The sequence below is a fragment of the Teichococcus deserti genome (assembly GCF_001982615.1).
GTDB classification, from domain to species: domain Bacteria; phylum Pseudomonadota; class Alphaproteobacteria; order Acetobacterales; family Acetobacteraceae; genus Pseudoroseomonas; species Pseudoroseomonas deserti.
The window spans coordinates 1-14,512 of record NZ_MLCO01000202.1; the positions used below are offsets into that span (position 1 = coordinate 1).

At 72.4% G+C, this 14,512-nt stretch carries 10 protein-coding genes; 5 read left to right on the forward strand and 5 right to left on the reverse strand.

All coding sequences use genetic code 11. From position 1 onward, the window contains the following. The first annotated feature begins 336 nt into the window (after positions 1 to 336). The 3 genes from BKE38_RS19570 (at position 337) to BKE38_RS19580 (ending at position 4,150) form a co-directional block, all read left to right on the forward strand. Positions 337 to 1,302 carry a LysR family transcriptional regulator gene (locus tag BKE38_RS19570; RefSeq protein ID WP_076958940.1) on the forward strand — a complete coding sequence of 322 codons (966 nt, stop codon included), beginning with the start codon at positions 337 to 339 and terminating at the stop codon, positions 1,300 to 1,302. Between the two features lie 128 nt (positions 1,303 to 1,430). After that, complete coding sequence (locus BKE38_RS19575; protein WP_076958941.1) at positions 1,431 to 3,167, forward strand: IlvD/Edd family dehydratase; 1,737 nt, start codon at positions 1,431 to 1,433, stop codon at positions 3,165 to 3,167. A 71-nt stretch (positions 3,168 to 3,238) separates the two neighbouring features. Continuing rightward, positions 3,239 to 4,150: a dihydrodipicolinate synthase family protein gene (locus BKE38_RS19580; protein WP_076958942.1), complete on the forward strand. Its 912-nt coding sequence runs from the start codon at positions 3,239 to 3,241 to the stop codon at positions 4,148 to 4,150. A 40-nt stretch (positions 4,151 to 4,190) separates the two neighbouring features. Here BKE38_RS19580 and BKE38_RS19585 read toward each other — a convergent pair whose 3' ends face one another. The 3 genes from BKE38_RS19585 to BKE38_RS19590 all read right to left on the reverse strand — a co-directional run bounded on the left by BKE38_RS19585 (position 4,191) and on the right by BKE38_RS19590 (position 8,580). Further along, positions 4,191 to 4,826 (reverse strand): glutathione S-transferase family protein, encoded by a 636-nt coding sequence (locus tag BKE38_RS19585; protein ID WP_076958943.1) that lies wholly within the window; start codon positions 4,824 to 4,826, stop codon positions 4,191 to 4,193. A gap of 167 nt (positions 4,827 to 4,993) precedes the next feature. Next, positions 4,994 to 5,158 carry a hypothetical protein gene (locus tag BKE38_RS32245; RefSeq protein ID WP_165694230.1) on the reverse strand — a complete coding sequence of 55 codons (165 nt, stop codon included), beginning with the start codon at positions 5,156 to 5,158 and terminating at the stop codon, positions 4,994 to 4,996. Between the two features lie 95 nt (positions 5,159 to 5,253). After that, on the reverse strand, positions 5,254 to 8,580 hold the full coding sequence (locus BKE38_RS19590) for a PAS domain S-box protein (RefSeq protein WP_076958944.1): 3,327 nt from the start codon (positions 8,578 to 8,580) through the stop codon (positions 5,254 to 5,256). Between the two features lie 177 nt (positions 8,581 to 8,757). Here BKE38_RS19590 and BKE38_RS19595 point away from each other — a divergent pair, with 177 nt between their 5' ends. Next, positions 8,758 to 10,626, forward strand: coding sequence for a glycosyltransferase (locus tag BKE38_RS19595; RefSeq protein WP_076958945.1), 1,869 nt, complete (start codon positions 8,758 to 8,760; stop codon positions 10,624 to 10,626). Continuing rightward, positions 10,623 to 11,543, forward strand: coding sequence for a glycosyltransferase family protein (locus tag BKE38_RS19600; protein WP_076958946.1), 921 nt, complete (start codon positions 10,623 to 10,625; stop codon positions 11,541 to 11,543). Before BKE38_RS19595 ends, BKE38_RS19600 begins: the two co-directional genes overlap by 4 nt. Positions 11,544 to 11,813: 270 nt before the next feature. Here the strand turns inward: BKE38_RS19600 and BKE38_RS19605 are convergent, their stop codons facing one another. After that, a complete protein-coding gene (locus tag BKE38_RS19605) occupies positions 11,814 to 13,670 on the reverse strand; it encodes a glycosyltransferase family 2 protein (protein WP_083747695.1) in 1,857 nt (618 codons plus the stop codon). Beyond that, positions 13,667 to 14,374, reverse strand: coding sequence for an ATP-binding protein (locus BKE38_RS30500; protein ID WP_131829659.1), 708 nt, complete (start codon positions 14,372 to 14,374; stop codon positions 13,667 to 13,669). The genes BKE38_RS19605 and BKE38_RS30500 overlap by 4 nt, the downstream gene beginning before the upstream one ends. Positions 14,375 to 14,512 lie beyond the last annotated feature (138 nt).

A 14,512-nucleotide genomic window follows, 5' to 3' on the forward strand; every position in this document is an offset into this window, starting at 1 on the left:
GACCCGTCTCCCCGTGGCCTCGCGCCGCGCGCTGCTGACCGGCGGCCTAGCGCTGGGCGCCGGTCAGCAGCGCGCGGCGCGAGGCCACGGGGAGACGGGTCTTGGTCATGATTTCCTCGAGCGTTCTTCTTGGCAGGCCGACGGCCGGTCGCCCCGGGCCAGCGGGCACGCGACCCGGCCGGGGTGGCGGGGCACCCTCGGCGGACGTCGTCTTCCCGGCATGGCGGTCCCCTGGGCAGCGGGCCGTCTGGTTGCGGAATGGTTAGATGCGCTGCCACATGACCGTCCAGCGCATTTTTCCGCGCCCGACATAACGGATCTGGTATGGGGTAGCGCATGGCCAAGTCCACGCCCATCCGCCCCCTCGCCCCCGATTGGTTCGCCCGCGCCCGGCTGAAGCTGCGGCACCTGCAGCTGCTGGTGGCGCTGGACGAGCTGCGCAACCTGAACCGCGCGGCGCAGAGCCTGGGCCTGACCCAGCCCGCCGCCTCCCGCCTGCTGGCCGAGGTCGAGCAGATGGTGGGCGGCGCCGTCTTCGAGCGCCGTCCCCGGGGCGTCGAGCCGAATGGATTGGGAGAAGTGCTGCTGCGTCGGGCGCGCATCGTGCTGGTCGAGCTGCAGCAGGCGGCGACCGAGCTGAACGGCCTGCGCTCCGGCAGCGGCGGCGCGGTCGCCATCGGCGCGGTGACGGCGCCGGCGGTGGATGCGGTGATGCAGGCCGTCGAGGCGATGCAGCGCGACACCCCCGGGCTGCAGGTGACGGTGGAGGTGGAGCCCAGCGCCCGGCTGATCGAGGGGCTGCGGCGCGGAAGGCTGGATCTGGCGCTGGCCCGCATCCCGGCCGGGGTCCAGGCCGGGGAGCTGGACTATCGCGAGGTCGGCGAGGAGGAGCTGTGCTTCCTGGTGCGGGATTCGCACCCGCTGCTGGGCCGCGAGCGGATCGGGCTGGAAGAGCTGCTGGGCTTCACCTGGTTGCTGGAGCCGGCCGGCAGCCTGCTGCGCCAGGCGGTGGAGATGCTCTTCGCCCGCCACGGGCTGCCGATGCCGGGGCGGGTGATCAACACCGCCTCGATCCTGCTGAACCTGGCGGCGCTGGGGCGGAGCGACGCCGTCTCGGTGGTCAGCGCGCCGGTGGCGGCGATGCTCGGGGCGCAGGGGCGGTTCCGCCGCCTTCCGCCGCTGCGCGAGGCAGAGGTCTTCGCGGTCTCGCCCTATGGGCTGATCCGGATGCGAGACCGGCCGCTGTCGCCCGCCGCCGCCCGGCTGCAGGCGGTGCTGGAGCCCATGCTGTTCCCGGGCTGACATACCGATATCGGCATGTCGAACGGCCAATCGATGATTGGATCGATATGGCCATGCGTGGCTAGCTTGCGGCCCCGCGCGGCTCCCCTGCCGCGCGGCAAGGCGTTCAAGCGGGATGGGACAGGTCGATGGCCGAGGAAGCACCGAAGAAGAAGCTGCGCAGCCAGGAGTGGTTCGGGCGGCAGGACAAGATGGGGTTCTACTACCGCTCCTTCCTGAAGAACCGCGGCTTCCCGCAGGACCAGTTCGACGGCCGCCCGGTGATCGGCATCTGCAACACCTGGTCCGAGCTGAACCCCTGCAACTCCCACTTCCGCACCATCGCCGAGCATGTCCGCTACGGCGTGCTGGAGGCGGGCGGGTTTCCGCTGGAATTCCCGGTCTCCTCGCTCGGCGAGGTGACGATGCGGCCGACCGCCATGCTGTACCGCAACCTGGCCGCGATGGACGTGGAGGAAGGCATCCGCGCGCATCCGCTGGACGGCGTGGTGCTGCTGATGGGCTGCGACAAGACCACCCCTGCCCTGCTGATGGGCGCCGCCAGCGCCGACCTGCCGGCGATCGGCGTCTCCGGCGGGCCGCAGCTGCGCGGGGTGTATCGCGGGCAGATCATCGGCTCGGGCACCAACATCATCTCGATGAGCGAGCAGCTGCGCGCCGGCGAGATCACGCTGAAGGAATTCCATGAGGCCGAAGCGGGGATGAACCGCAGCCATGGCTCCTGCATGACCATGGGCACGGCCTCGTCGATGGCCTCGATGGTCGAGGCGCTGGGCATCGGCCTGCCGACCAATGCCGCCATCCCCGCGGTCGATGCCCGCCGCAACGAGCTGGCCCGCCTGTCCGGCCGCCGCATCGTGCAGATGGTGCACGAGGACCTGACGCCCACCAAGATCCTGACGCGCGAGGCCTTCGAGAACGCCATCCGCACCCTGGCGGCGATCGGCGGGTCGACCAATGCCGTGGTGCATCTGATCGCCATCGCGCGGCGGATCGGCATCGACCTGACGCTCGAGGATTTCGACCGGCTGGGGCGCGGCGTGCATTGCCAGGTGAACCTGATGCCCTCCGGGAAATACCTGATGGAGGACTTCTATTACGCCGGCGGGCTGCCCGTCGTGCTGCGCGACCTGGCCGAGGCCGGGCTGCTGCACAAGGACGCGCTGACGGTCAATGGCCGGACCATGTGGGAGAATGTGCGCGAGGCGGAATGCTGGAACCGCGAGGTGATCACCAGCATCGCCGAGCCGTTCAAGCCGGATGCCGGCATCGCCATCCTGCGCGGCAACCTCGCCCCCAACGGCGCGGTGATCAAGCCCTCGGCGGCCTCGCCGCATCTGCTGAAGCATACCGGCCGCGCCGTGGTCTTCGAGAGCATCGAGGACCTGCATCACCGCAAGGACGACCCGGATCTCGACATCGATGCCGATTGCATCATGGTGCTGCAGAATTGCGGCCCGCGCGGCTATCCGGGGATGGCCGAGGTGGGCAACATGCCGCTGCCGCAGAAGCTGCTGAAGGAAGGCGTGCGCGACATGGTGCGCATTTCCGATGCGCGGATGTCGGGCACGGCCTATGGCACGGTGGTGCTGCATGTGGCGCCGGAAGCCGCCGCCGGCGGGCCCCTGGCGCTGGTGCGCAGCGGCGACCTGATCACGCTGGACGTCAAGGCGGGGTCGCTGCATCTGCATGTCGATGACGCCGAGCTGGCCGAGCGTCGTGCCGCCTGGGTGCCGCCCGCGCCGCCGATGGATCGCGGCTATACGCGCATGTATGTCGAGCATGTGCTGCAGGCCGACGAGGGCGCCGATTTCGACTTCCTGGTCGGCAAGAGCGGCTCGCCGGTCCCGCGCGACAATCACTGACAGAAAAAAGATGGGGGTCTGGGGGAATTCCTTCCCCCAGTCTTCCCTGCTTGCTTATGGGAGAGGTTTGAATGGCCTATCGCGGCATTTTCCCGGTCGTGCCCACGATCTTCGACGAGCGCGGCGCGCTCGACCTGGAGGGCCAGAAGCGCTGCGTCGACTTCATGATCGATGCCGGCTCCGACGGCTTGTGCATCCTGGCGAATTTCTCCGAGCAGTTCGTGCTGTCGGATGACGAGCGGGCGCTGCTGACGCGGGAGATCCTGGCGCATGTGAAGGGCCGGGTGCCGGTGATCGTCACCACGACGCATTTCAGCACCCGCATCTGCGCCGAGCGCAGCCGCGAGGCCGAGGCGCTGGGCGCGTCGATGGTCATGGTGATGCCGCCCTATCATGGCGCCACCTTCCGCGTGCCGGAGGGGGCGGTCTTCGACTTCTTCCAGGGCGTGTCGGATGCCATCGGCATTCCGATCATGATCCAGGACGCGCCGGTGGCGGGGACGCCGCTTTCGGCCGGCTTCCTGGCGCGGATGGCGCGCGAGATCGCGCAGGTGCGCTACTTCAAGATCGAGACGGCGGGGGCAGCGAGCAAGCTGCGCGAGCTGATCGCGCTGGGTGGCGAGGCCGTCGAGGGACCGTGGGATGGCGAGGAGGCGATCACGCTGCTGGCCGATCTGGATGCGGGCGCGACCGGCAGCATGACCGGCGGCGCCTTCATGGACGGCATCCGGCCGATCATCATGGACCACCTGGCCGGGCGCCGGGAGGAGGCCGTCGCCGGCTATGCGCGCTGGCTGCCGCTGATCAACTACGAGAACCGGCAATGCGGGCTGCTGGCGGCCAAGGCGCTGATGCTGGCGGGCGGCGTGATCCGCTGCGACGCGCCGCGCGCGCCGCTGGCGCCGATGCATCCGGCGGTGCGCGAAGGCCTGCTGGATGCCGCGCGCCGGCTGGACCCGCTGGTGCTGCGCTGGGGGAAGTAGTTTGTCAGACGGGGGCGGCGGTGCCGCCCCCGCAGGTCGCTCAGGCCGGCTCCTTGGCGCGGTCGGCGGCCATGCGCTGATGCGCCGGGCGGGCCTGGGCGGTCGCGATCCAGGACGAGATCGCCGGGAAGTCGGCGAAGAGCGCCTTGTTGGCGGCGGCGTAGCGGACGATCTCGGCGACCATGATGTCGGCGGTCGTGAAGCGGCCGCCCAGGACGAAGCCGCCGCCGGCCTGCAGCTGCTTCTCCAGCACCGCGAAGGGGCGGCGCAGCGCCGCCGCATTCGCCTCGACATCGACGCCGCGCAGGATGGACAGGCTCTTCGGCTCGACCTCGGTGGCGGCCCAGAGCGCCCACTGGGTCATCAGCGCCTCTTCCTGCGGGTCGCGCGGCGCCAGCGGGCCGCCGGCCTTGCGCGCCAGGTAGAGGCAGATGGCCAGGGATTCGTGCAGGACGAAGTCGCCATCCTTCAGGCTGGGCACCATCCCGTTGGGATTGACCGCCAGGAAGTCCGGCGAGGCGGTGTTGAGCGGGGCGTCGGCGGCGGCGGCGTCGGCGTCGGCCAGGCGGTAGGACTGGATCACCGGCACGTGCTGGAAATCGAGCCCGAGCTCATGGGCGAGCCAGACCGGCCGCGAGGCGCGCGAGCGAAGGACACCGTAGATGGTCAGCGACATAGGGCGTTTCCGTTGTCAGCGAGGGTGCTGATCAGCTTACGCCGGGCTGGCCTTGTCAAGCCGCCGCCCCGCCAGCGGGATGGCCGGCGGTCTGGCAGGATTCGCGGGCAGGCACGGCCGGGGTGCGGGACCCCGGCCGTGCCTGCGGAAGGCGGCAGCCGTCGCGATCAGAAGAAGTAGGGGCGGACCAGGAAGAAGACGCCGGTCCAGAGCAGGGCGGACAGGCCCAGGCCGATCATGATGCCGCGGGCCGGGCCCAGCGCCAGCGGGCGCGGGGCGGCCTGGCGCTGCGCCGGCAGCACGCCGAAGGAAGCCTGGTGGGAATGCGCCATGATGCCGACCCTCCTGATGATGGGGCGACTCTAGCCAGGAAATCCTCACTAATTTGTTAACGGCTGGAGTTGTCACCGGCTGGCCCGGCGCCGCCTCACCCCCCGGCGATCAGCCCGCGCAGGCGCTGCCCCAGCGCCTCCAGCGAGAAGGGCTTCGTCAGCAGCTGCATGCCGGGGCCGAGGTCGCCATGACTGAGCACCGCGCTTTCGGCGAAGCCGGTGATGAACAGGATGCGCAGGCCCGGCCGCAGCCGCCGCGCCGCCTCGGCCAGCTGCCGGCCGTTCATGCCGCCCGGCAGGCCGACATCGGTGACCAGCAGGTCGATCCGCGCCGGCGACTGCAGGATGCGCAGCCCCGAGGGGCCGTCGGCCGCCTCCAGCGCGGCATAGCCCAGGTCTTCCAGCACCTCGGTCACCAGCAGCCGGACGCTGGGCTCGTCGTCGACCACCAGCACCCGCTCGCCGTCGCCCTGCGGCACGGCGGCATCGCCCGGCAGCGGCTCGGCCAGGGCCGGCCCGTCATGCCGCGGCAGGTCCAGGCAGATGCGGCTGCCCTGGCCGGGGGTGGAGGCGATGCGCACGGCGCCGCCCGACTGCCGGACGAAGCCGTAGATCATCGACAGGCCGAGGCCGGTGCCCTGGCCCTGCGGCTTGGTGGTGAAGAAAGGCTCGAAGGCGCGGGCGATCACCTCGGGCGTCATGCCGCTGCCGCTGTCGCCGACGCAGAGGGTGACATAGTCGCCCGGCGACAGCCCGCTGGCCTCGGCATCGGCGGCCTCCAGCCGGCGGTTGGCGGTGCCGATCTCCAGCCGCCCGCCCCCCGGCATGGCATCGCGCGCGTTGATGCAGAGGTTGAGCAGCGCATTCTCCAGCTGCGGCGGGTCGACCAGCACGGTCCAGAGCCCCGGCGCGGCGTCGATCTCCAGCGCGATGGCGGGGCCGATGCTGCGGCGGATCATCTCCGCCATGCCGCCGACCAGGCGGTTGGCGTCGGTCGGCCGCGGGTCCAGCGTCTGCCGCCGCGAGAAGGCCAGCAGCCGGTGGGTCAGCGCCGCCGCCCGCTGCGCCGCGCTGCGCGCCGCCTCGGCGTAGCGCGGGATCTCGGCGGTGCGGCCCTGGGCCAGGCGGCGGGTCAGCAGCTCCAGGCTGCCGGTGATGCCGGTCAGGAGGTTGTTGAAGTCATGCGCGATGCCGCCGGTCAGCTGGCCCACCGCCTCCATCTTCTGGCTCTGCCGCAGCTGGTCCTCGAGCTCGCGCTGGCGGGTGGTCTCGATGCCGACGCCGGTGCGGCGGACCGGCTTCCCCTCGGCCGAGAAATGGGTATGGCCGCGCGACAGCACCCAGCGCAGCCGGCCGTCCGGATGCAGGATGCGGTATTCCAGTTCCAGGTCGCCGCCGCGCAGCAGCCCGGCCTCCATCACCGCGCGCAGCCGCCCCCTGTCCTCGGGATGGACATGGGCCAGGAAGCGGGCGCGCAGGATGCCGGTGGCCGCCTCGGCCGGGTCGAGGCCGTAGAGATCGGCGACCGCGGCATCGGCGGTGAAGCGGTCGGCCTCGACATCGAAGGTCCAGACGCCGACGCCGCGCACCGCCGACAGCGCCAGCCGGGAGAAATCCTGGGCATCGGCCAGCGCCTGGGCGCGCTCGGCCACCTGCCGCTCCAGCGAGGCGGCGAGCGCCCGCAGCTCCTCCTCGGCGCGGCGGCGCTCGACCGCCTGGCGCAGCCGCTGCGCCAGCTCGGCGGCGAAGCGGATCTCCTGCGGCGTCCAGGCGCGCGGCCGCGCCTGGTTGACGAAGAGCACGGCGACCAGCCGGCCGGCCTCGATCACCGGCAGGTTGATCAGGGCGCGGATATCCGCCCCTTCCAGCATGCCGGCGATCGAGGCGGTGCGAGGATCGGCGCGGACATCGCCGACGGCGACGGCCTCGCCGGCCTGCAGCGCGCCGGCATAGTCGCCGAAGATGCTGACCGGATAGTCGCCGGCCAGGCTGGCCAGGCCCGGCGCGTTCCAGTCCTCGCCGACGGTGAAGCCGGCGCCGTCGGCGGCCAGGGTGCCGTAGCCGGCGCGGTCGGCGCGCAGCGTGCGGCCGAGCAGGGCAGCGCCGGCGCGGACCATGGCCTCGGGCGGGCCGCCCTCGCGCAGCGCGGCGTCGAGCTCGGCCAGCGCGGCGCGGCGGCGGTCGGCCTCGCGCGCCGCCGTGACCTCGGTGAAGATCACGGTGAAGCGGTCGCCGCCGATCGGCTGCACCTTGCCCTCGTACCAGCGGCCGAGCAGGTCGAGCTGCCGCTGGAAGGCGACCGTCCCGCCCTGCTCCAGGGCACGGGCGACATCCTCGATCCAGGCGGGCTCGATGCCGGGGAACAGCCCGCGCAGCCGGGCGCCGCGCGCCGCCGCGGCGCTCCGGCCGGTCATCGCGCACCAGGCCGGGTTGACGTCGAGGTAGCGCCAGTCGGTGACGCGGCCGGCCTCGTCGCGGATCGCCTCGCCCAGCACCAGCCCTTCCTGCAGCCCCTCGAAGACGCTGCGCCAGCGCGCCTCGCTGGCGCGCAGGTCGCGCTCGGCCTGGCGGCGGGCGGTGATGTCGCTGAACAGGATGCCGACCTCGGGCAGGGGGCCCGCCATCAGCCGGAAGGCCTGCACCTCGAAGACCCGGCCCAGCGCCTCGGCGGCATGCTCGAAACGCGCCGGGATGCCGGTGCGGGCGACCTGGCCATAGGTGTCGAACCAGAACTGCTCATGCGCCGGCGCCATGTCGCGCATCCAGCGGCCGGTGGCGTCGACCAGGCCGGTCTGCCGCTCGAAGGCGGCATTGACCTCGAGGAAGCGGTAGTCGGTGGCCTGGCCCGCGGTGTCGAAGCGCAGCGCGACGATGCAGAAGCCGGTGTCGACCGCCTCCAGCAGCGCGTGCCAGCGCGCCTCGGCGGCGGCCAGCCGCGCCTCGGCCATGGCGACCGCGTCGTTCTCCGCCGCCAGGTCGCGCGACGTGCCGAAGTGATAGAGCAGCTGCCCGCGCTGGTCGTGCACCGGGCTGATCAGCAGGGCGTTGCCGAAGCGGCTGCCGTCGCGGCGGCGGTTGACCAGCTCGACCGAGACCTCCTGCCCCGCCGCCAGCGCCCGGCGGATCCTGCCCCGTGCCTCGGGGTCGGTCTCCGGCGCCTGCAGCATCCGGCAGTTGCGGCCGAGCAGCTCGGCCGCCGGAAAGCCGGTCAGCTCCTGGAAGGCGCGGTTGGCGAAGATGATCGGGTCGTCGGGCTGGTTCGGATCGGTCAGCACGATCGGCGTCGCGGTCTTCTCCAGCGCCGCCAGGGCAGCCAGCAGCGCGGCGGGCGGCGCGTGCTCGGCCTCGGCGCGGAGCCGCGCCAGCTCGGCCAGGAGCGCCCGCTCGCGCCGGCGCAGAGCGTCAATCTCCGCCCGATTCATCCCTGCATCCGGGGTTTCGCCGTGTCGCAGCACGCTCCGCTTATCGCATTCTGAGAGACGGCTGGCAATTTTCCAAGCTGGAACTTGGCTTTATCAGAGCACCATTTTGCTCCACTGCTTGACGTGGGAATTTTTCCCACATAGACCACGGCGGACCGCAACAGGGTGACCGCTTCCATGCCCGCCTCATCGCTGCCCCCCCTGCCGCTGCTGCCGGCGATGCTGCGCCGCGCCCGCCGCCATCCTGCGCTGCTCGGGCTGGCGCGGCCGCTGCTGCCGGTGCTGCGCGCCCGCATCCCGGCGCTGTCCGGCATGGAGGGCCTGTCCTACCGCCGCTGGATCAAGCTGCACGACTGCCGCGACGCCGCGGCGCGTCAGGCCATCGCCGCGCGGATCGCCGCCCTGCCGCGACCTTCGGTGATCTCGGTGGCCATGCCGGCCCATGACACGCCGCCGGCGCTGCTGCGCGCCGCCATCGCCTCGCTGCGGGCGCAGCTCTATCCGCATTGGGAGCTCTGCGTGGTGGACGACGCCTCGCCCTCGCCGGCGGTGATGGCCGTGCTGGCCGAGGCCGCCGCCGCCGACCCGCGCATCCGCATCCGGCGGCTGGAGAAGAATCTGGGCATCGCCGGCGCCACCAATGTCGCCATCGCCATGACCCAGGGGCCCTTCGTGGCGCTGATGGACCATGACGACCTGCTGGCCGAGCACGCCCTCTACGAGGTCGCGCTGCGCATCGCGGCCGATCCGGACGCCGCGCTGATCTATTCCGACGAGGACAAGATCGACCTCCGCGGCCGCCGCTTCGACCCGGTCTTCAAGCCCGACTTCGACGCCGACCTGCTGCTGGCGCAGAATTACGTCAGCCATCTGGGCGTCTACCGGCGCAGCCTGCTGCGGCGCCTCGGCGGGCTGCGGCCGGGCTTCGAGGGCAGCCAGGACCACGACCTGGCGCTGCGCGTCGCGGCCAGCGTGCGCCCCGACCAGATCCACCACATCCCGGCCATCCTCTACCACTGGCGCCAGGGCAGCGGCGCCAGCTTCTCCGAGGGCGCCGCCGCGCGCTGCATCCGCGCCAGCCGCGCCGCCGTGGTCAGCCACCTGGCCGAGACCGGCCAGGCCGGCGCCGTCGTCCAGGCCGCCCCCGCCGTGCCGCTCTGGCACCGCATCGTCCGGCCGCTGCCGCATCCGGCGCCGATGGTCAGCGTGCTGATCGCGGCCGAGGGCGCGCCCGAGCCGCTGCGCCGCAGCCTGGACGCGCTGCTGGCGGAAAGCTGGGCGCCGCTGGAAATCCTGCTGGTCACCGGCTGCGAACCGCCGCGGCAGCTTGCCCCGCTGCTGGAGACGCTGCGGGGCCGCGCCCGGCTGCGCCTGCTGTCGCTGCCCGGCCCCTGGCAGCCGGCCGCCGCGCTGAACCTGGCCGCCGAGGCTGCCCAGGGATCCTTCTTCCTCGTGCTGCAGCCCGGCGTCACCCCGGTCTCGCCGCACTGGCTGCGCGAGCTGGTCTCCCAGGCCGCGCGGCCCGGGATCGGCGCCGTCGGCGCCCGGCTGCTCGATGCCGGCGGCCGGCTGTGGCATGCTGGGCTGCTGCTCGGCCTCGGCGGCGTCGCCGGGCGGGGCGGCCAGGGCGCCGATCCGCGCGACACCGGCCATCACGGGCGGCTGGCTTTGCTGCGCGAGGTCGCCGCCGCCAGCGGCGCCTGCCTGATGCTGCGGCGCGAGGTCTTCGAGGATGTCGGCGGCTTCGACGCGTGCCGGCTGCAGGCGCGCTTCCACGATGTCGACCTGTGCCTGCGCCTCCGCGAGACCGGCCGGCGCATCCTGGTCACCCCCTTCGCCGAGCTGCGCCACCAGGCCCCGCCGCCCGAGCCCGCCGCGCCGCGCGACGCCGCCCGGATGCGGCGGCGCTGGGGCGCGCTGCTGCGGCGCGACCCCTTCCACAACGCCAACCTGGCGCTGCAGCCCGGCCGCGCCGCCCTGGCCGATCCGCCGCAGCCGCCGAGCTGGGCCGAAGCCCGGCACCCCTTGCAGGACTGGACCTCATGACCGCCCGCCCCGCAGCGCCCGGCCTTGCCGCCGGGATCGTGCTGTTCCATCCCGAGCCGGACGCGCTGGCGCAGACCCTGGCCGCCCTCGCTCCCGGCGTCGACGCGCTCTACCTCTTTCTCAACGCGCCCGCCGACGAGGCCCTGCGGGCCTGCCTGCGCCGCCCCCTGCCCGCCCCCGTCATCCTGCTGAACGACGGGCGGAATCTCGGCCTCGGCACCGCCTACAACCGGATGGCCGCCGCGGCGCGCGCGGCCGGGCATGCGACGCTGCTGCTGCTCGACCAGGATTCCGCCCCGCCCCCCGGCATGCCCGCCCATCTGCAGGCGATGCACCGCCGCCTGCGCGCCGCCGGCGAATGCCCTGCCGTGATCGGCCCGCATCCCGTGGCCGCCGAAGGCAGCGCCACCAAGACGCCGCGCCTGTTCCTGCGCCACGGCAGCGCCCCCGTGGACGGCGCTCGCCCGCTGGAGTTCCTGATCTCCTCCGGCTCGCTGCTGGACCTGGCTGCCTTCGAGGCGATCGGCGGCTTCCGCGACGACTTCTTCATCGACGCCGTCGACATCGAATGGTGCTTCCGCGCCTGGGCCCGCCACTTCTCCTGCTGGATGGTGTCCGGCCTGGCCATGCCGCACCGGCTGGGCCAGGGCCTGGTGCGCGTGCCGCTGATCGGGCTGCAGCTGGCGAGGCAGCCCTGCTTCCGCCTCTACACCTATGCCCGCAACCAGACGGCGATGCTGCGGCTGGAGCACGTGCCGCTGCGCTGGAAGCTGAAGCTCTTCCCCTATATCGCCCTCCAGGCCGCCATCCACTGCATGATCCGCCGCGACACCGCGGCGCTGCGCGCCTTCGCGCGCGGCATCGCCGACGGGCTGGCGCGACGGATGGGGCCGGTGCGGCATCGGTTCGTCGGGTAAGGGAAGATCCTGAAGGCTGGGGGAAGAATAAATTCTTCCCCCAGACCCCCATCATTCTCCTTTGTCACCGGCCCCTGGGTGACCTGCGCTTCGGCCGAGCCGGCACCAGGGCATCACGGCGGGACGCCATGATAGGAACACAGCACAACCTCGAAGGTCGTGCTGCGGAAGGGCCGTGGCGCGCGCCGTCTCCAAACGGACATGGCAATCTGACAGAAAGAAGAAGGGGTCCAGGGGAATTCATTCCCCTGGCCTGCCCTGTTCTTCCCTTCAGATCTCCAGAATTCCTGTCGGATTGCTCCGGGCAAAATTCCTGTTGTGGTAGGGGTCGTTAATCAACGCTTTCCCCCAGCGGCGGCGCATCCAGTCGTGCTCGGCGCGGAATCCGGGACGATGGCGGTCGGAGCCGCGGGAGGCGGATTCCAGGTGCAGCAGCTCGGCGAAGGGGGTGCAGACCACGCGCAGGCCGGTCTCGCGGATGCGCAGGCACAGGTCGACATCGTTGAAGGCGATCGGCAGGCGGGTTTCGTCAAGGCCGCCGACATCCTCGAAGACGCTCCGCCGCAGCAGCAGGCAGGCGCCGGTCACCGCGGCATGGCTGCGCGTCAGCGCCAGCGAGCCCCAGTAGCCGGTGTCGTCGCCGCGGGCGAAGGCGTGGCGGTGGCCGGCGACGCCGCCGGCGCCCAGGCTGACCCCCGCATGCTGCACGCGGCCATCGGCGTAGAGCAGGCGGGCACCGACCGCACCGATCTCGGGGCGGGTGGCGTGGCGCACCATCTCGGCCAGCCAGCCGGGATGCAGCACGTCGATGTCGTTGTTGAGCAACAGCAGAAGGTCGCCGCAGGCGATGCGGGCGGCGGCGTTGTTCAGCGCCGAGTAGTTGAAGGCGCCGGGGATGCGCAGGATGGTGACGCGCGGATCCATCGCCAGTGCGCCCATCAGGGCCAGGGTGGCGGCCTCGCGGCTGTCGTTGTCGACGATGATGATCTCGATCTCGTCCCACTCGGTGCGGTGCAGCAGGCCGTCCATGCAGCGCGCCAGCAGGGCGGCGCGGTCGCGGGTCGGGACGATGACGCTGACGCTGACGCGCGGCGGGCGGGCGGGCAGCGGGAAGATCACCCGGTTCCACAGCGGCGCGCGCGGCGCGGGCACCACCTCGGCGCCGGTGATGCCCTGGGCCGACAGATGCGCGGCGACGGCGGCGCGGGAGGCCGCCTGGCAACGCGCGGCGGCGCCCTCGGAGAAGCTCGCCACCGCGCCGCCACGGCGCCAGTGGTAGAGGATCTTCGGGATGTGGTGGATGCGGGCGGCCCCGGCGAGCGCGGTGGCGCGCAGCGCCAGGTCATGGTCCTGGCTGCCGTCGAAGCCGCGGCGGAAGCCGCCCAGCCGCTGCAGCAGGCTGCGGCGATAGACGGTCAGGTGGTTCAGGTAGTTCTGGCCCAGCAGCAGGTCGGGATCGAAGCCGGGCTTGAAGTAGGGATCGCTGCGGCGGCCTGCCGCATCGATCTTGTCCTCGTCGGAATAGATGACGGCCGCATCCGGGGCGCGCTGCAACAGAGAAGAAATCTCGAACAGGGCGTGCTCGGCCAGGACGTCGTCATGATCCATCAGGGCGACGACGTCGCCGCGGGCCATGGCGAGGGCGCTGTTGCTGGCCTCGGCGATGCCGCCGTTGCGGGGGCGGCGCTGCCAGCGGATGCGCGGATCGGCCGCCGCGGCCTGGTCCAGCAGCGCGGCCAGCGGGTCGCCGGGACTGGCATCGTCGACCAGGCAGAGCTCCCAGTCGGGATAGAGCTGCGCCTGCAGCGACGCGATCGCCGCCTGCAGCAGGCCAGGCGGCGTCGCATAGGCGGGCATCGCCACCGAGATCAGCGGCCGCCAGGCGAAGCCGGCGATCTGCCGCCGGATGGCGTGGCGCGCCGCCTCGTCGCGGGTGTCGCGCGCGGCGATCCAGCGCTGGTACAGCGCGGCCTGGCGGGCGGCGTCGAGGCGCGGATGCGCGGCCAGCGCCCGGCCGAGCAGCGGCAGGGCCGGGCGCAGCGCCTGGCGCAGCCCGGCCTTCATCGCCGGATGCCGCGCCAGGAAACCGCCAAGCGCCGAGACGGAAGCCGCCAGCGCGCCGCTCATGGCCAGGGCAGCTCGAGCTCGGCCAGCGTCAGCCCGCCATCGCGCTTCAGGGACACGCGGCCGCCGTTCTGGGCCGCGAGCTCGCGCATCAGCGCCATGCCCTCGCCACGGGCTTCCTGCGGCGGCGGGCCCCAGCCGTCGTCGCCGACCTCGAGCTGCAGCGGCCGGCCCGGCAGGGCGATCAGGGTGACGGCGATCTGGCCGCGGGCGCGGGCATGGAAGCCGTGCTTCACCGCGTTGCAGACCATCTCCTGCGCGATGCGCAGCACGGTCTGCTGCAGCGCCGCCGGGCAGGCGCCCTGCACCGCGACGTCGAGGCCGATCAGCTGGTGGCTGTGCGCCTGGACGGCGATGGCCTGGCGGGCCAGCACCTCCAGCCGCTCCTGCATGCGGCCCGGGCGTCTGGTCAGGCCGAACAGCGCGTCGGCGACGGCGACGGTGGCGGAGAGGCGGCGCTCCACCTCCTCGGCCAGGGAATATGCCTCGGGGGTGCCGGCGTCTTCGGCCATGGTCCAGATCTCGCAGAGCAGGCGTTGCCAGGTGTTGCCGCTGTGGTGACGGAGCTGGCGCAGGCTCAGCGCCTCCGCCGGCTCGGCTTCGCGCGGCGGCCAGGCGGGCAGCCGGCGGGTGGCGCTGGGCGCCGGCCGTGCGACGGCGCGCGCATTGGCGGCCAGGGGGGTCGGGTCGCTTGGAGACACGGACACGATGCTCCCGCGCAGGGGCACGATGACGGGCGTGCCGGAATGGGTGCTGGGCATGGCCGGAACAGTATGTGGGAAAAGATCCCACGTCAAATGGATTGTGCGGGCTGATTTCCCACGGCGGCCGTGCTAGGCATTGGG

Bases quoted from the DNA above. Each gene is read 5' to 3' on its own strand.
- BKE38_RS19570 (WP_076958940.1), top strand. From the start codon at position 337: ATGGCCAAGTCCACGCCCATCCGCCCCCTCGCCCCCGATTGGTTCGCC.
- BKE38_RS19575 (WP_076958941.1), top strand. From the start codon at position 1,431: ATGGCCGAGGAAGCACCGAAGAAGAAGCTGCGCAGCCAGGAGTGGTTC.
- BKE38_RS19580 (WP_076958942.1), top strand. From the start codon at position 3,239: ATGGCCTATCGCGGCATTTTCCCGGTCGTGCCCACGATCTTCGACGAG.
- BKE38_RS19585 (WP_076958943.1), bottom strand. From the start codon at position 4,826: ATGTCGCTGACCATCTACGGTGTCCTTCGCTCGCGCGCCTCGCGGCCG.
- BKE38_RS32245 (WP_165694230.1), bottom strand. From the start codon at position 5,158: ATGGCGCATTCCCACCAGGCTTCCTTCGGCGTGCTGCCGGCGCAGCGC.
- BKE38_RS19590 (WP_076958944.1), bottom strand. From the start codon at position 8,580: ATGAATCGGGCGGAGATTGACGCTCTGCGCCGGCGCGAGCGGGCGCTC.
- BKE38_RS19595 (WP_076958945.1), top strand. From the start codon at position 8,758: ATGCCCGCCTCATCGCTGCCCCCCCTGCCGCTGCTGCCGGCGATGCTG.
- BKE38_RS19600 (WP_076958946.1), top strand. From the start codon at position 10,623: ATGACCGCCCGCCCCGCAGCGCCCGGCCTTGCCGCCGGGATCGTGCTG.
- BKE38_RS19605 (WP_083747695.1), bottom strand. From the start codon at position 13,670: ATGAGCGGCGCGCTGGCGGCTTCCGTCTCGGCGCTTGGCGGTTTCCTG.